The sequence below is a fragment of the Janthinobacterium sp. GW823-FHT01H08 genome, assembly GCF_058797855.1.
The window spans coordinates 1,893,131-1,908,960 of the sequence record NZ_CM179504.1; the positions used below are offsets into that span (position 1 = coordinate 1,893,131).

The following is a 15,830-nucleotide window of genomic DNA, read 5'->3' on the forward strand; positions in this document are numbered from 1 at the left end:
TTTCCCGGTACCCCATTGCGTATTTCATTCTGTCTGTCGCTGGCATTGCTGGCCAGTAGCGCCCATGGCGCCGCACCCGGCTTGCAGCCGTCACAATTGGCCATCGTCATCAATGATGCTGAACCGAACAGTATCGAGGTGGGGGAGTATTACCGCCAGGCGCATGCCATTCCTGCCGCCAATATCGTGCATGTGCATATTCCAAACCGGCCGCGCAAGCTGAGCATGGACCAGTTCGCTCAACTGAAGGAGCGCATCGACGGCCAGCTGAAGCCAGGTATCCAGGCGGTGCTGATGGTATGGAGCGCGCCGTATGCGGTCGAATGCAATTCCATCACCTCGGCCTTTACCTTGGGATATGACGCCGGGCAGTGTTCGAAGAGCTGCGGCGCCGGCAAGCCCAGTACCTATTTCAACAGCGATACGGCCCAGCCATTCAGCCAGCTGGGCATGCGTCTGTCGATGTTGCTGCCCATCGATTTTGTCGAAGAGGCCAAGGCGGTCGTCGATCGCGGCACGGCCAGCGGTTTTGCCGTGCCGGCCGCCAGTGCCTATTACCTGAACACGAGCGAAGGCGCGCGCAACAGCCGCGCGGCATTTTTTCCACCGGCCGGAGTGGTGCGCCAACGCAAGCTGACGATCAAGAACATGAAGGCCGATGTGCTGGAAGGCGCACAGGACATCATGGTGTACCAGACGGGCATGGCGAAGGTGGACAAGCTCGATACCTTGCGTTTTCTGCCGGGCGCTCTGGCCGACCACCTGACGTCGTTTGGCGGCGATTTGCAGGGCACGGCGCAGATGAGCAGCCAGCGTTGGCTGGAAGCGGGCGCGACCGCCAGTTACGGCACCGTCAGCGAGCCCTGTAATTATTGGCAGAAATTTCCTAACCCCACGGTGCTGCTGCGCCGCTACCTGAGCGGCATGACGGCGCTTGAAGCGTACTGGGGCAGCGTCGCCTGGCCGGCGCAGGGGCTGTTCATCGGCGATCCTCTGGCGGCGCCCTACGCCAGCTTCCGCCGCTGACGGCATGCTGGCGTGATTGAAGGCAAAAAAAATGGCTCGTATGAGCCATTTTTTTTATGCCTTGCCGTTGCGGCGGCGGCCGATCCAGCTCAGCAGTCCCAGGCCTGCCAGCAACATCACATAGGTTTCCGGTTCCGGTACGGGAGGAATCGGCGGCACTACGACACCACTGCCGCCCGTGCCGATCGCGCCGCCGCCGCTGCGGTCGAAACCGCCGCTGGCGCCTCCGCCGCCGACACCGCCGCCACCGGCCGGCGGCGCGATGCCGCCGCCAGACGAGACCAGCAGCGGTTCATACACGTCGCCGGCACGCAGGCTGCGGCCAGCTTGATAGCCACGGCCCTCGATGGCTGGTTCTTCCTGCGCATACACGAAATCGCGGCTGCCGAAATGGTGCTGGCCGGTGCTGGCCAGCAGGCTGGCATTGGCGCCGTATCCTGCATCGGCAGGCTGTCCCAGAGCGTTGGCCAGACGATGGCCATTGCCGGAAAATGCAGGCGTGCGCAATACCTGGTCTGACTCGCCGGTACCAAATTCGGGCGTCGAGCCAACGCCGTCATTGCTGCGCGCGCCAAAGTTGACGAAACCATTCGCCAGGCTGCAGGCGCTGCTTGAACTGTCGGGGTTGAATTCGGCGCCCTTGCCGCCGCCATCCGCATTGCCCGCTTCGCAGCGCTTGCTGTCCGCATTGGCCTGTGCCGCAACTGTCTGTGCCTGCGCCAATCCGGCCGTCATGAACAGGGCTGCCGCCATGGCGGCGCAGAAAACGGAGTATTGCTTGCGTGGTTTTAACATGGTCTATCTCTTCAGAATGCATGCGAGCGTCGCGCCGTGCGCTGTCCGTTCGTGATGCGATTAATATTGCTACCGGTAATGCGACCTTTGTGTGCATGGCCGGATGTGCATCCCAAGAGGCAAGCGAGGCTGGGGCCTGCTCTCATTGTTGCGAAGCTGGTTGTTGTTGTCAGGAACAAAATTTATTTGCCTGAAATATATCACATTTTTCCTGGCGGCGTCTTTTTGACTTGCCACACGGTGCCATATGTTGTTCATAAAATACGTTTCAGCAGGCATCGGAAATAGCTGACGGACGAGGCTTTACTCCATTCGGCTTAATCAAATGTCATCAAGTCGTCATCCCCGGCCTTTAATATGCAAATAACAAGTCTGAAATACTTTTGTTAATTGTGGCGCGCCGGCCCATCATGCGGGACCGGCGTCACTTATTTACCGACCGGGATCCTCATGCACACCTCGTTTTCCCCCTTGCGCACGCCGCTGCGCCTGACCGTCCTGGCTACCCTGCTGGCCAGCCTGTCCGTGCCGGCCCTGGCGGCTTCCGATATCGTCATCAGCCAGGTGTATGGCGGTGGCGGCAACAATGGCGCGCTGTATCGCAACGATTTCATCGAACTGTTCAACCGCGGCGCCAGCCCCGTGAACCTGAGTAACTGGAGCGTGCAATACGCGTCCGCCGCCGGTTCGAGCTGGGCCGTGACGGCCTTGCCGGCTATCGATTTGCAACCGGGCCAGTATTTGCTGGTCCAGCAAGCCAAGGGCACGGGCGGCACGCAGGACTTGCCCGCGCCGGACGCCTCGGGCAGCCTGGCCATGTCTGGAACGGCCGGCAAGGTGTTGCTGAGTAATAACAAGACGGCCCAGACGGGCACCAGCCCCACGGGCGCCGCCGTCGTCGACCTCGTCGGTTTCGGCACGGCCAACGGTTTTGAGGGCGCCGTCGCGCCCGCGCCATCGAATACCCTGTCGATTGCGCGCGCGAATGGCGGCTGCGGCGACACGGACGATAACAGCGTGGACTTCGCCGCCGGCAGCGTGACGCCGCGCAACACGGCTTCCGAGCGCCACGTCTGCGGCGGCCCCGTCGTGCACCAGATCATCACCAGCTGCCCGGCCAGTCTGGCGCTGGCGCTGGGCAATGGCGGCAGCGCCGTGCTGCGCGCGTCCGACGTCGATGGCGTGGTGAATGCTGCTATCTTGAGCTCGCCGGCCGTGGCCGGCATCAGCCTGGCCAATTTCAGCGCGGCCGGCGTGGCGGGCGAGAGCGCCAGCGTGAACCTGCTGGTGGCCGCTGGCGTGCCGGTGGGCAATTATCCCGTCGTCGTCCAGTTCGGCAACGACCAGCAGCAAACGGCGTCATGCAAGGTCGACGTGGCCGTGCAAGGCCTGGCCGCCGTCAGCCACACGATCCCGCAAATCCAGGGCAGCGGTGCGGCCAGCCCCTACGCCAATTCCGTGCAGACGACCGAGGGCGTCGTCACCCTGAAAGTAGGCACGGGTTTCTTCATGCAGGACGCGGCCGGCGACGGCGACCCGTCGACCTCGGACGGCATCTTCGTGTACACGGGCGCGGCCGTTACCACCGTGCAGCCGGGCGAGCTGGTACGCGTGACGGGCACGGTGTTCGAATACACGCCGTCGGGCGCGAAAAATTCCTATACGGAACTGAAGGACGTGACGGCCATCCTCACGCAAAGCGCGGGCCACGGCATCGTGCCGGTGAATGTGACCTTGCCGAACGACAACCTGGCTGCCGTGGAAGGCATGCTGGTGCGTTTCACGCAACCGCTGACCGTCTCGCAAAACGCCTACCTGGGCGCGCGCGGCGAACTGACCCTGTCGGCGGGACGGCGCGAAGTGCCGACCAACCGCTATCCGGCAGGCTCCGCCGAAGCGCAAGCCTTGATCGCCGCCAATGCGAACAACCTGATCGTGCTCGATGATGGCATTTTCGTCACGCCGCCGACGATACCGTATATCGGCCAGGACAACACCGTGCGCAGCGGCGACACGGTGGCCGACCTGACGGGCGTGGTGGATTTCGGTGCCATCGGCGGTGGCGGCGCCGCCTACAAATTGCAGCCGACGCAGACGCCGCAATTCTCGCGCGACAACCCGCGCACGGGCAGCCCGGAACTGCCATCCGGTAACGTCAAGGTGGCCAGCGCCAACGTGCTCAATTTCTTTACGACCTTTACCAATGGCAATAACGTGTTTGGCCAGACGGGGCAGGGCTGCACCGTGGGTGCGTCGACCACCAAGTCGAACTGCCGCGGCGCCGACAACCTGGCCGAATTCGTGCGCCAGCGCGACAAGATCGTGGCCGAACTGAAAGCCATCGATGCGGACGTGGTGGGCTTGATGGAAATCCAGAACAATGGCGAAACGGCCGTCACTTACCTGGTCGAGCAGCTGAACGCGGCCATCGGCGGCGTCACCTACGCCGTGGTGCCGAAGCCGGCCGCCACGGGTACGGACGCCATCCGCGTGGCCATGATCTACAAGCCAGGCAAGCTGGGCCTGGTGGGCGGCGCCCTGTCGGACGCCAACGCCATCAACAACCGTCCGCCGATGGCGCAAACGTTCAAGGCCGCCAACGGCGAGAAATTCTCGCTGGTCGTCAACCACCTGAAATCGAAGGGCAGCTGCCCGTCGAGCGGGCTGGACGCGGACCAGAACGATAGCCAGAGCTGCTGGAACGCCACCCGCGTGCAGCAGGCCCAGCGCCTGGTGGGCAGCTTCGTGCCGCAGGTGGCGGCCGCCGCCGGCGACGCGGACGTGCTGGTCATCGGCGACTTGAATTCGTATGGCGCGGAAGACCCGATCCAGGTCATCACGGGCGCCGGATTCGTCAATGAACTCGAGCGTTTCGTGCGGCCGTCCGGCATGCCGTACTCATACGTATTCGGCGGCCAGAGCGGCTACCTCGACCATGCCCTGGCCAGTGCCTCGCTGAGTCCGCAAGTGGCGGGCGTGGCCGAATGGCATGTGAATGCGGACGAGCCGGAAGTGATCGACTACAACATCGACTCGGCCAAGCCGCAAGACCTGTACAACGCCTTGCCCTACCGCGCCTCGGACCACGACCCCGTCGTCATCAGCCTGGACTTGCAGCCCGCCTACCGCGACATCACGGCCGGCGTGGCGCAAGCCAGCTCGGGACTGACGTTCAACCGCGCGACGCAAAAGTACGCGGGCACGTTCTCGTTCACCAACACGGGCACGGCGGCCATCAGCGGCCCGTTCCAGGTGGTGTTCGGCGGCTTGCCGGCCGGCGTGACCCTGGCCAATGCCACGGGCAGCCATGCGGGCGCCGCCTATGTCACCGTCAACGCGGCCAGCCTGGCGCCCGGTGCGACGGCCTCGTTCGCCGTCAGTTTCACCAATCCGTCGAAAGTGACGATCAATTACTCGGCCAGCATTTTTGCCGGCAACTTCTAAGGACTTGACCATGTTGACAACGAAATTCAATCTTACCCTGCGCCGTGCCGTGCTGGCCGCCTTGCTCGCTGGCAGCAGCAGCCTGGCGCTGGCGGACCCGCTAGCCTACCGCGTGGAAATCGACACGAGCCAGTTCTCGGGCGCCGGTTTCCTCGACTTCGCCTTTATCGCCGGCAACAGCCCGGCGCCGGGCGCGACAGCCACCCTCAGCAATTTCTCGGGCGCGTTCGGCGCGCTGGCATCGCAGGAAGGCAACGTCAGCGGCAGCTTGCCCGGCACCTTGACCTTCGGCAATAGTGGCGCCTACAACGACTGGTTTCACAACGTGACCCTGGGCGGCAAATTCGGTTTCAACGTCGTTTTCGGCGGCGACTTCCTGAACACGGCCGGCAACGCGGGCACGACGTTTGGCGTGGGCTTGCTCGACTACACCGGCACGTCCTACCTGGGCAATGTGAACGGCAACCTCGTGCAATTCGAACTGACGCCGCTCAATGGGGGCATTCCGGCCAGCATCGCCGGCAGCACGTATGCGAGCATCGCGTCGATCTCGGCCGTGCCGGAAGCGTCGGAATGGATGATGCTGACGGGCGGCCTGGCGCTGATCGGTTTTGCCTTGCGCCGCCGCCAGCCTGTCACGCGCGCCTAGTTTTTCCAGTCGGAACACAGCGCGCCTGCGGGCCGCTGTGCTTTGCCTATTTAGTCGCAATAGCTATAAATCAGGAAACTAAATTGTATTGGTCAGCGTTTTACGCTTGATGCATAGTCAAAAACTTGTCGGGCCGTCTAGTTTTTCATGGAGGGCCGCCAACTTTTTCGGAAGGATGCATCATGCGCCGTCATATTTTGCTGCTCGATCCCGCGCCCGCCATGCAAGCCTTGTTGCTGCATAACCTTGAAGGTGCCGGCTACCGGGTTAGCTGCGCCCCGGACGCGCGCGGCGCGCAGGCGCTGATGGCCGTGGATGCGCCCGACGTGCTGCTGCTGGAATGGGAGTTGCCGGATGCGTCCGGCATCGCGCTGCTGCGCCAGGTGCGCCAGGATGACCAGCTGTGCGACTTGCCCATCATCATGGTCAGCGCGCGCGACAGCGAACAGGACAAGGTGCTGGCGCTGGAAAGCGGTGCCGACGACTATCTGTGCAAGCCTTTCGGTCCCCGTGAAATGCTGGCCCGCGTGCACGCGCTGCTGCGCCGGCGCACGCCATCGGCCTTGCGCCCAGGCGCAAACACGGCCGGCGCCAGCTTCTTGCGGCTCGACCCGCATACCCAGCGCGTGACGGCCGGCAGCGTGCCCGTCAGCCTGGGCCGCGTGGAATTCAAGCTGCTGCATTTCCTCATGGATCATCCCGGACGCGTGCATAGCCGCGCGCACCTGCTGGACCAGGTGTGGGGCCATGCGGCGTATCTTGACGAACGCACGGTCGATGCCCACGTGGGGCGCTTGCGCCACGCGCTGCAGCCGGGCGGCTGCGGCCACCGCATCGAAACCGTGCGCGGCAGCGGCTACCGCTACTTGGCCGCCGATGCCGCCAACGCCGCTGTGCGCGCATGATGCTGCTGACGGGGCGGGAGCAGGAATACCTGCTGCACGCCATACTCGGCGCGCATGGCATCGCCGAGTCCGGCGATTTCTTTCTGTGGAGCCAGGGGCCGCTGCAAACGCTGTTGCCGCACGACCTATTAATCTGCGCGCAGCTGGGTGCCGACGGGGCCGTGCTGCGCAGCGAAGCCTGGCACAGCATCGTGCCTGATCACGCGCAGCTGCGCGAGCGCCACGGCCAGCTGGCGCGCCTGGCGCTGGCCTGGCGCGCGGGCGGCCAAAGGGCGGGCGTCATCGACGGCGTGCTGGTGCACGGCAGCGTGGGTGAGGGGGGCGGCAGCTTTTTTGCCCTGTTCGCCATGGGAACCGTGGACGCGGCACGCCAGGCATACGCGCTGGAATTGCTGCTGCCCTACCTGCACCTGCACTGGCTGGCGCTGCCAGGCAGTACACGTGCGCCCCTGGCCGGGCCGGGCGCCACGCGCGCGGCCAGTGCGCGCGAGCTGGAAGTACTGCATTGGGTGCGCGAGGGGAAGAGCAATGACGAGGTGGGGCAAATCCTCGGCATCAGCGGCACCACCGTGAAAAGCCATTTGCAGCGCATCTATAAATTATTGGGCGTGAGCAACCGCACGCAAGCCGTCTCGCGCGGCATCGCGCTGCGTCTGCTCAGCCATTAACGCTGATCCTGTATTGTATTCTTGCCGTTGCCGCCGCCATCCTGCGTGTGTTCGATGCTGCCGGGCGACACCCGCGCCACGTCGGGGCTCGCTTGCAGGCGCGCCACTTCGTCCAGCGTCAGCATGGCGGCAAAACCATTGAAGGCCGTCGTATAGCGATATTGCACGGGAGCATCGGGTACCAGCGCCAGCACGGCGCGCTGCTGCGCTTCCAGCTGGGCCGTGTAGCGCCGCGCGGCGTCGCTGTTCGTATCGAGCCCATGCATGCCGTCCGCCTGCGAGGCCAGCGGCGGGGCGCGCAATTGCACCAGATACGATAGCCGCGCCGCGGCGGCCTGCGCCGCGACAGGCAGCGCATGGACGCTGGCCAGGATGGCAATACTGAGGCGAAATGCGGACATGCAAGCTCCCTTGGCGCATGGCGCCCATGCGCCGATTGTACGCGCGTCGCGTATAAAAAACGCGCCCCGCAGGGCGCGCCGTGTTATTGCCTGGAGCGACACCGTTACAGCTTGGCATCCACCTTCACGTTGCGCTGGCTGGGAACGGCCAGCGGCAGCGGGTTGTTGGTCTCCACCGACAGCACGGTGGTGGACGCGGCCGCATTGTTGCCATCAAGGAAGACTACGCCGCCCAGGTAGCGCTTGCCCGTTTCCAGTCCCGACCAGCTGACGCCGGCCGTGGCGCTGCCGCCCACGTACACCTTGCTGGGCAGGGTGGCTTTCAGGTTGCCGCCCTTGTCGGCTGTCGTGACGACGGCCGACGACAGGCCGAAGCCGGTCGACACGCCATTTGCCACTTCGTAGCCGATCACGCACACCTTGTAGCTGCCCGCCGCCGGGGTGGTCAAGGTGATGGACTCGTTCGAACCGGCCGTGGCCGAGGTGGCGACGGTTGCGCCGGTACTGTTGAGCAGCAGCAGGTCGAGGTCATTGCCGGCGCCCTCGGTCGTGTCGCGGTCGAATATTTCGAAGCGCGCCACGACGGTGCTGGCGGGAATGCTGACATTGACCGCGCGCACGCCGCTGCCGCCCGCCTTGCACGCGGCAGCCATCTGTTCCAGCGTGTCGACGCTGCCCGGCGCGGCCTGGCTGATGGTTTGCTCGCTGCGCGCCACTTCCTTCAGGCCGCCCGTCGCCGCGCCCACCTTGCCGGCAAAGCCGGTGGACAGCGTCAGCGAACGCAGGCCGCTGACCTTGTCGGCCTGCAGCAATGCCGGCGACTGTACCGCGCGGCCCGAGCGGGCCGTGACGGGGCTGCGCACCGTGTGCACGCCGTCGCTCCACACGAGGGCGCCGTACTGCCAGGCATTGTCCGGCGCCGTGGTGCGCGTCAGGGTCACGGTGAAGGACTTGGTTTCGCCGGGCGCGAGCAGCAGGGTGGCAGGCGAAACCGCCACGCTGTAGCCGCTGACCGAAGCGCTGGCCGTGTAGGTGGCGCTGCTGCTGCCCACGTTGGTGACGCGGCGCGTCACCGTTTGCGTGCCCAGCACGTTGCCGATGGTGATGGACGGCATGTTCAGGTTGTAGCCGGCCAGGGTGCCGCCCGCGCATTCGGCCGTCATGCCGACGCCGCACATGTATTTCTTGTAGTCGGCCAGGCTGGCGTCATACACGAGGCCGGGATCGGTCGCCTTGTTCGGCGTCACGTGGCCGGCGCCCTGGCCCCAAGGCAGGATGCCGCGCGCGTCGCCCGCCTGAACGTCGGGCAGGGTGGTGCTGCCGGTCGTCATCAGGGCCGATTTGATGGCGGCCGGGCTCCAGTCCGGATGCTGCTGGCGCAGCAGGGCGGCCAGGCCGGCCACGTGCGGGCTGGCCATCGAGGTGCCTTGCAGGAAGATGTAGGCTTGCGGCGGCACCAGGCTGCCATCCTGCACGGCGTCGCGCTGGGCGCGCGACAGGGCAGGCGTGCCGCCGGCCAGGATGTCCACGCCAGGGGCCGTGACGTCCGGCTTGAGCAGGTTGGCGTCGTACAGGTTCGGCCCGCGTGACGAGAAGTCGGCCACCACGGGGGCGGCGGGGCCGTTGCCGTTGGTGACGAAACGCGAGATGGCGGCCGTGGCCGTGCCCGTTTGCGCCTGGGCATTGATCAGCGCGCCATCGGCGGCGCTCACGTGCACGGCCGGCAGCACGTGCGGGTCGGATACCAGACCGATGCCCGTGTCGACCAGCACCATGCCGGCGCCGCCCGCTTCGAGCACGGCGACGCCCTTGTCGGTACGCGCCGTGGTGCCGCGCAGGCAGCTGACGACCTTGCCGGCCACCTTGGCCGGGTCCAGCAGGGCCACGCCGCCGTTGTCGCCGGCGCGGTAGCACAGCGCCAGTTTTTGCGCATCGGCGCCGGGCAAGCCCGCATCCTGGGCGCGGATCAGGGTGGTGGCCGGCAGCGGGTTGTAGTTGAGAGAGGCGCCCGTGTAGCTGGCGCCGTTGCTGAGAGTCACTTTGGCTTGGTTGGCGCGGTTGTGCGTCGAAGCGGCCACAGTGGTGATCCATGGGCTGACGTGAGCCACGGTATTGGCTGGCCCGGCATTGCCGGCGGACGCGGCAACGAAGACGCCCGCGTTCGACGCGTGCAGGAACGCTTGCTCGACCGGGTCGTTGACGGTGCCGCCGCCGCTGATCGAGTAATTGATCACGTGTACGCCGTCCTGCACGGCTTTTTCGATCGCCGCCACGCTGTCGCCGCCGTAGCAGCCGTTTTTCGCGCCGGTCGGCTGGGTGGCCAGGTTGTACGACCAGCACACCTTGTAGACGGACAGGCGGGCGCGCGGCGCCACGCCGGAAATGGCGCCCAGCGGCGAACCGCCGACAGTGACGGGCACGCCCGCATTGCCGCCCGCGGTGGATGAGGTATGCGTGCCGTGGCCGCCTTCGCCATTCGGGTCGCCGATGGAATCGCGCGGCGAGGTGTATTCGCTCCAGTGCTGGATCTTGTCCGTCTCGGTCAGGCGCACGGCGTTGAAATACTGCGCGCCGAGCAGCTTGTTGTTGCAATGGTCTTGCGTAAAGCCTTCGCCCGTCTGGCAGCTGCCTTTCCAGGCGGCCGGCGGAGCGCCGTAGGCCAGGGTGGCGTTCGGATCGAAGGTCGGTGCGCCGTTGGCGTCGACCTTGTCCGCATACGACAGGTTTTCCGGCCACACGCCGCCATCGACGATGCCGATGATGATGTCCTCGCCCGCATGCTGCTTGCCGCCCAGCTGGCTCCACAGGCCGCCCGGCTGGTCCAGGCCCAGGAAGGTGGGCGTGTAGTTCGTCTGCAGGGCGCGCGGCTCGTCGGGGGCGATGCTGGCCACTTCGCCGCTCGCTTGCAGCTGGCGCACTTCGGCGTCCGTCAGCAGGGCGGAGAAACCGTTGAGGACGATCTTGTACTGGTATTGCACGGGCGCGGCGGCGACGAGTGCTTGTACCCGGGCCTGTTTCTGCTCAAGGTAGTCGCCGTACAGCTGCACTTGCGCGCTGGCCAGGTCGAGGCGGCCGCCGGCGGCAGGCTGGGTGGCGCTCAGGCCTTCCACCGAGCCGGTGTAGGAGGCGATCGGTTTGTCGGTCAACTGCACGATGTAGGGGCGGCGCAGGTCGTCGGCGTGGGCCTGGAAGCTGAGGCTGGCAAACAGGCTCAGCACGGTGAGCGAAATGGGACGCAAGGCGGGACGGAATGTCATGTCGGGTTTCCTGGTGACGGTAGCGGGAATCGAAAGGGATAAATCAGGCTTGCTGGCGGCGGCGCGCCGCGAAACCGATGCCTGCCAGGCCCAGCAGCAGCATCGCGTAGGTCGATGGCTCCGGTACCGAGGCGACGATATTGTCGAGCGCAAACTGGCCCTTGTTGCTGTTGAAGGCGTTGCAACTGCCGGCTGTGTTGCAAGTGAAACCGAAGAAGGCCAGCGACGCGAACTGCTGGCTGCCGAAGTTGGCGCTGGTGTTGTAGCGCTGGAACTGGAAGTTGCCGCCGAGCGGGCCGCCCAGCTGGTACGTTTCATACATGTAAGAGCCGTCCGCATAGAAGCCTTGCACGCGCAGCAGGCCGGCCACGGCCGGATAGGTGACGCCCTGCGCATAGCCGATGAAGCTGGCATCGAAACCTTGCAGGCTGACGCTGCCGCCCGTCTTCAGCGGGTCCAGGTAGACGATGCCGTCGTTGAGGGCCGCATAGTAATTGCTCGTATTGTTGGTCGGGCACGCCATGCCGCAGGCGGCCGGGTCCGTGCCGTCGAAGACTGCGCCGACCAGGTCGCCATTACTGGCGCCGTCGGCATTTGAGAGGCCCGTCAGCAGGAAATTTTTGAATTCCAGCGAGTCGCCGTGGCCGACGAACTGGCTGTCGAGATTATCGAAGTTGATCACGTCCGCGACGGCGGCGGGAGCCCAGGCGGCGGACAGGGCCAGGATGGCGGCGCCGGTCCACTGCTTGGCCGAGAAAGGACTTGCTGCGGCAGTTGCCTTCGAATGCACAATACGAGTCATGAATTTTCCCTTGGTGATTATGTCGGATGCAATATGTTTTGCGTCTTGGATGCTGTCTTGGATGCTCTCTCCTGCGCGGCCGGATAGGATTAATGCGGACCCATGCGTAGAAAATTGATTTTTACTATAGCAAAAGAGGCAATTGCATTGTTTGATATTCTTTCAAATTTAATTTGAAAGTTACAAATAATGAATGAATAAAATTCATCATTTGCTATGGTTTGACAACCAAAAGTAGATAGTTTCCGCATTGAAAATAGTTGAATAATTGACTAGCCAGTCAGGCGTGCGCGGCGCCGTGGCCCTTTCGTACACACTGGATGGTTTCCGCAGGAATTTGTTGTTCACAGAGCAAAGAAAAGATTGTATTAACCATAACCGGCATGGTAGGCTGATAAGCATCAGGCAAGCGCGTGTCGCCCGTGCGTGGCCATCCGCCGCGCACAGCGACGCAATGTATTGAAGGTAGGCAATAAGGAGTTACCGGATGCATGCAGCACACAGGCAGAACCTTGCGGCAACGCGCCATGCGCGCGGCTTTACCTTGCTCGAACTGCTGGTGGTCATCGTGATCATCGGCTTGCTGGCCGCGTATGTCGGCCCCAAGTATTTCGCCCAGCTGGGCAAATCCGAAGTGACGGTGGCCAAGGCGCAGATCGAGGCGTTTGAAAAATCGCTCGACACCTACCGCCTCGACGTGGGACGCTATCCGACCACGGAAGAGGGCCTGGCCGCGCTGCTGGCCGCGCCGCCCGCCGCCGGCACGCGCTGGAATGGCCCCTACCTGAAAAAAGCCGTGCCGCTCGATCCGTGGGGCCATGCGTATCAATACCGCGCACCGGGCAGCAAGGGCGAATATGACATCGTCTCGATGGGCAAGGATGGCCAGCCCGGCGGCAGCGGCGAAAACGCCGACATCAGCTCGCAATAACGCCAGCGCCATTCTTTTTCCTACGGACAAGCCATCATGCAGTTTGAAGTACGCGCGCTTTCCACGGACCAGGCCGTAGCTACCTTGCATACGTGCGTGATCGACGGCCGCGACGAGGCGGACGCGCGCCGCCAAGCCGAGGCGCGCGGCCTGTTCGTCAGCGCCATCCGCCCCGTGCGGGCCACGCCGTTCAGCGCGGCCGGGCGCCAGCGCGCGCGGGCCTTGCCCCTGCTGCTGTTCAGCCAGGAATTGCTGGCGCTGCTGCAAGCGGGCCTGGGCATCGTCGAAGCGCTGGAAGCCTTGCTGGAAAAGGAAGCGTCGCCGGCCACGCGCAGCGTGCTCACGCGCCTGCTGGAAGGCTTGCGCGAAGGCAAGCGCTTTTCCGCCGTGCTGGCAGAGCAGGCCGAACTGTTTCCCCCCTTGTATATCGGCATCGTCAAGGCGGCCGAGGGCACGAGCGACTTGCCGCGCGCGCTGTCGCGCTACATCGACTACCAGCAGCGCATCGATACGGTGCGCAGTAAAATCGTCAGCGCCGCCATCTATCCGACTATTTTGCTGGCCGTGGGCGGCGGCGTCAGCGCCTTTCTGATCAGCTATGTGGTGCCCCGTTTCGCCGAGGTCTACCAGGGCGCCGGGCGCAATCTGCCGTGGATGTCGCAAGTGATGCTCAGCTGGGGCCAGTTCGTCACGCAGCATGGCGTGCTGCTGTTGCTCGGGCTGCTGATCACCGGCAGCGGCGTGTTCACTGCCGTGCGGCGCGCGCTGCGCCATGGCGGCGTGGCGCGCCTGCTGGCGAAGTTGCCGGGCATCGGCGAGCGCGTGCGCATCTATGAACTGTCGCGTCTGTACCTGACCCTGGGCATGCTGGCCGAAGGGGGCATTACCATCGTGCAGGCGATTGCCACCGTGCAAGCGATGGTCTCGCCGGGCATGCAGGCCTCCTTGCAAGGCGCGCGCGGCGCCATCGAGGCGGGCCAGCCGCTGTCGTCAGCGTTTGAGCAACATCAATTGACGACGCCGATTTCCCTGCGCATGCTGCGCGTGGGCGAGCGCACGGGCGACATGGGGCCCATGCTGACGCAGTCGGCCGCCTTTTACGACGGTGAAATCAGCCGCTGGATCGACCGTTTTACGCGCACCTTCGAACCCTTGCTGATGGCCGCCATCGGCCTGGTCGTGGGCGCCATCGTGATCCTGCTGTACATGCCCATCTTTGACCTTGCCGGCGATATTTCATGATGCAGAGCGCAGCCGAATCCACCGCAGCCATCGCGGCCATCGACCCCGCGCTGCTGCAGCGCGCGCGCATGCTGAGCCGGCAATCGAAGCGCAGCCTGGTCGAGGAATTGCAGGAGCTGAGCGGCATCGAGGCGCGCGCCGTGGTGCGCGCACTGGCGCGCCCGTTCGGCCTGGACGTGCTGGAAACGGCCGACATGCTGGCCTTGTCTCCCGCCTTCGATGTGCTGCCCCTGTCGCAGGCACTGGCGCGCCACAGCGTGCTGCTGCGCGGCGCCGACGGTCAGCTGCTGGGCGTGATCGCCGACCCCTTCGACCTCGACCTGCAAACCTGGCTGAGCGCGCGCGCGGGGCAGGGCGTGTTGAACGTGCGCCTGGCGCTGCAGGCCGACATCGGCGCCTACCTGTCGAAGCAGGAAGAATCGGCGCGCGCCGTCGACAGCCTGCTGCCCGGCGCGGCGAACGATGCGCGGCGCGACGGCAAGACGGCCGCCGTGCTGTCGTTCGCCAGCGTGTCGGAAGCGGCCAGCCCCGCCGTCAAGCTGGTCAACTCGACCCTGTATGACGCCCTGAAGGCGGGCGCCTCGGACATCCACCTGGAAAGCACGGCCGGCGGCCTGGCCGTCAAATACCGCGTCGACGGCGTGCTCGATCACGCCACGTCCGTCAACGGCATCGAAGTGGCAGAACACATCATCTCGCGCCTGAAAGTGCTGGCCGAACTCGATATCGCCGAGCGCCGCGTGCCGCAGGACGGCAGCTTCCGCGTCGAGGCGGGCGGGCGCGAAATCGATTTGCGCGTCTCCATCATGCCCAGCATCCATGGCGAGGACGCCGTCATCCGCATCCTCGACAAGCGCGCCATGATCGAGGCGTATGGCGCGCTGACCCTGGAAGCGCTGGGCTTTGACGCGCCGTCGCTCGAAGCCCTGCGCGCGCTGGCCCAGGAAGCCTACGGCATGCTGCTCGTCACCGGTCCCACGGGCTCGGGCAAGACGACGACCCTGTATGCGGCGCTGACGGAAATCCATAACGGGCGCGAAAAGATCATCACCATCGAAGACCCCGTCGAATACCAGCTGCCCGGCATCCTGCAAATCCCCGTGAATGAAAAGAAGGGGCTGACCTTCGCCAAGGGCTTGCGCTCGATCCTGCGCCACGACCCCGATAAAATCATGGTGGGCGAGATCCGCGACCGCGAGACGGCGGAAATTGCCGTGCAATCGGCCCTCACGGGCCATCTGGTGCTCACCACCGTGCATGCGAATAACGTGTTCGACGTGTTTGGCCGCTTTACGCACATGGGCATCGATCCGTATGCCTTCGTCTCGGCCCTGAATGGCATCTGGGCACAGCGCCTGATCCGCACCAACTGCCCCCATTGCGCCACCGACTACACGCCCGACGATGGAGAACTGGCCAGCGTGGGCCTGGCGCGCGCCGACGTGGCAGGCTATGAATTCAAGCAGGGCAAGGGCTGCGGCGACTGCCGCGGCACGGGCTACAAGGGACGCCGCTCGATCGCCGAGATTCTCGTGCTGACCGATGAAATCCGCGAACTGATCGTCGATAAAAAACCGATCCGCCAGATCAAGGCGGCCGCGTATGCGAACGGCACGCGCAGCCTGCGCCTGGCGGCGCTGGAACTGGTCAAGCGGGGCGCCACCACCATCACGGAAATCAAGAGGGTCACCCTGCATGCGTAGCGGTTTT

At 64.9% G+C, this 15,830-nt stretch carries 12 protein-coding genes; 8 read left to right on the top strand and 4 right to left on the bottom strand.

Going from position 1 to position 15,830, the window contains the following annotated elements; all coding sequences use genetic code 11:
• Positions 1–15: 15 nt before the first annotated feature.
• Entirely contained in the window at positions 16–1,026 is a 1,011-nt protein-coding gene (locus tag AC3RCG_RS08430) for a TIGR03790 family protein (protein WP_256267282.1), read from the top strand.
• Positions 1,027–1,080: 54 nt separating this feature from the next.
• On the opposite strand, the gene AC3RCG_RS08435 is transcribed toward AC3RCG_RS08430, so the two are convergent.
• Entirely contained in the window at positions 1,081–1,821 is a 741-nt protein-coding gene (locus AC3RCG_RS08435; RefSeq protein WP_070289618.1) for a PEP-CTERM sorting domain-containing protein, read from the bottom strand.
• Between the two features lie 450 nt (positions 1,822–2,271).
• On the opposite strand from AC3RCG_RS08435, the gene AC3RCG_RS08440 reads away from it, so the two are divergent.
• From AC3RCG_RS08440 to AC3RCG_RS08455, 4 genes are all read left to right on the top strand, one after another.
• A complete protein-coding gene (locus AC3RCG_RS08440) occupies positions 2,272–5,265 on the top strand; it encodes an ExeM/NucH family extracellular endonuclease (RefSeq protein WP_492403611.1) in 2,994 nt (997 codons plus the stop codon).
• A 10-nt stretch (positions 5,266–5,275) separates the two neighbouring features.
• On the top strand, positions 5,276–5,914 hold the full coding sequence (locus AC3RCG_RS08445) for an NF038129 family PEP-CTERM protein (protein ID WP_121668779.1): 639 nt from the start codon (positions 5,276–5,278) through the stop codon (positions 5,912–5,914).
• A gap of 182 nt (positions 5,915–6,096) precedes the next feature.
• Positions 6,097–6,819 carry a winged helix-turn-helix domain-containing protein gene (locus AC3RCG_RS08450; RefSeq protein ID WP_492403609.1) on the top strand — a complete coding sequence of 241 codons (723 nt, stop codon included), beginning with the start codon at positions 6,097–6,099 and terminating at the stop codon, positions 6,817–6,819.
• Positions 6,816–7,487, top strand: a complete 672-nt coding sequence (locus AC3RCG_RS08455) for a LuxR C-terminal-related transcriptional regulator (RefSeq protein ID WP_492403608.1) — start codon at positions 6,816–6,818, stop codon at positions 7,485–7,487. Before AC3RCG_RS08450 ends, AC3RCG_RS08455 begins: the two co-directional genes overlap by 4 nt.
• Here AC3RCG_RS08455 and AC3RCG_RS08460 read toward each other — a convergent pair.
• From AC3RCG_RS08460 to AC3RCG_RS08470, 3 genes are all read right to left on the bottom strand, one after another.
• A complete protein-coding gene (locus AC3RCG_RS08460; protein WP_121668781.1) occupies positions 7,484–7,888 on the bottom strand; it encodes a protease inhibitor I9 family protein in 405 nt (134 codons plus the stop codon). The genes AC3RCG_RS08455 and AC3RCG_RS08460 overlap by 4 nt on opposite strands.
• A 104-nt stretch (positions 7,889–7,992) precedes the next feature.
• A complete protein-coding gene (locus AC3RCG_RS08465) occupies positions 7,993–11,145 on the bottom strand; it encodes a S8 family peptidase (RefSeq protein WP_492403606.1) in 3,153 nt (1,050 codons plus the stop codon).
• A 43-nt stretch (positions 11,146–11,188) separates the two neighbouring features.
• A complete protein-coding gene (locus tag AC3RCG_RS08470) occupies positions 11,189–11,947 on the bottom strand; it encodes an NF038120 family PEP-CTERM protein (protein WP_121668783.1) in 759 nt (252 codons plus the stop codon).
• A 487-nt stretch (positions 11,948–12,434) separates the two neighbouring features.
• On the opposite strand from AC3RCG_RS08470, the gene gspG reads away from it, so the two are divergent.
• From gspG to AC3RCG_RS08485, 3 genes are read left to right on the top strand one after another with little or no spacing between them, the layout of a single operon-like run.
• Positions 12,435–12,878, top strand: coding sequence for a type II secretion system major pseudopilin GspG (gene gspG / locus AC3RCG_RS08475; protein ID WP_034782166.1), 444 nt, complete (start codon positions 12,435–12,437; stop codon positions 12,876–12,878).
• A gap of 36 nt (positions 12,879–12,914) precedes the next feature.
• Positions 12,915–14,120, top strand: a complete 1,206-nt coding sequence (locus AC3RCG_RS08480; protein ID WP_070289626.1) for a type II secretion system F family protein — start codon at positions 12,915–12,917, stop codon at positions 14,118–14,120.
• Positions 14,117–15,823: a GspE/PulE family protein gene (locus AC3RCG_RS08485; RefSeq protein WP_492403605.1), complete on the top strand. Its 1,707-nt coding sequence runs from the start codon at positions 14,117–14,119 to the stop codon at positions 15,821–15,823. The genes AC3RCG_RS08480 and AC3RCG_RS08485 overlap by 4 nt, the downstream gene beginning before the upstream one ends.
• Positions 15,824–15,830: the final 7 nt, after the last annotated feature.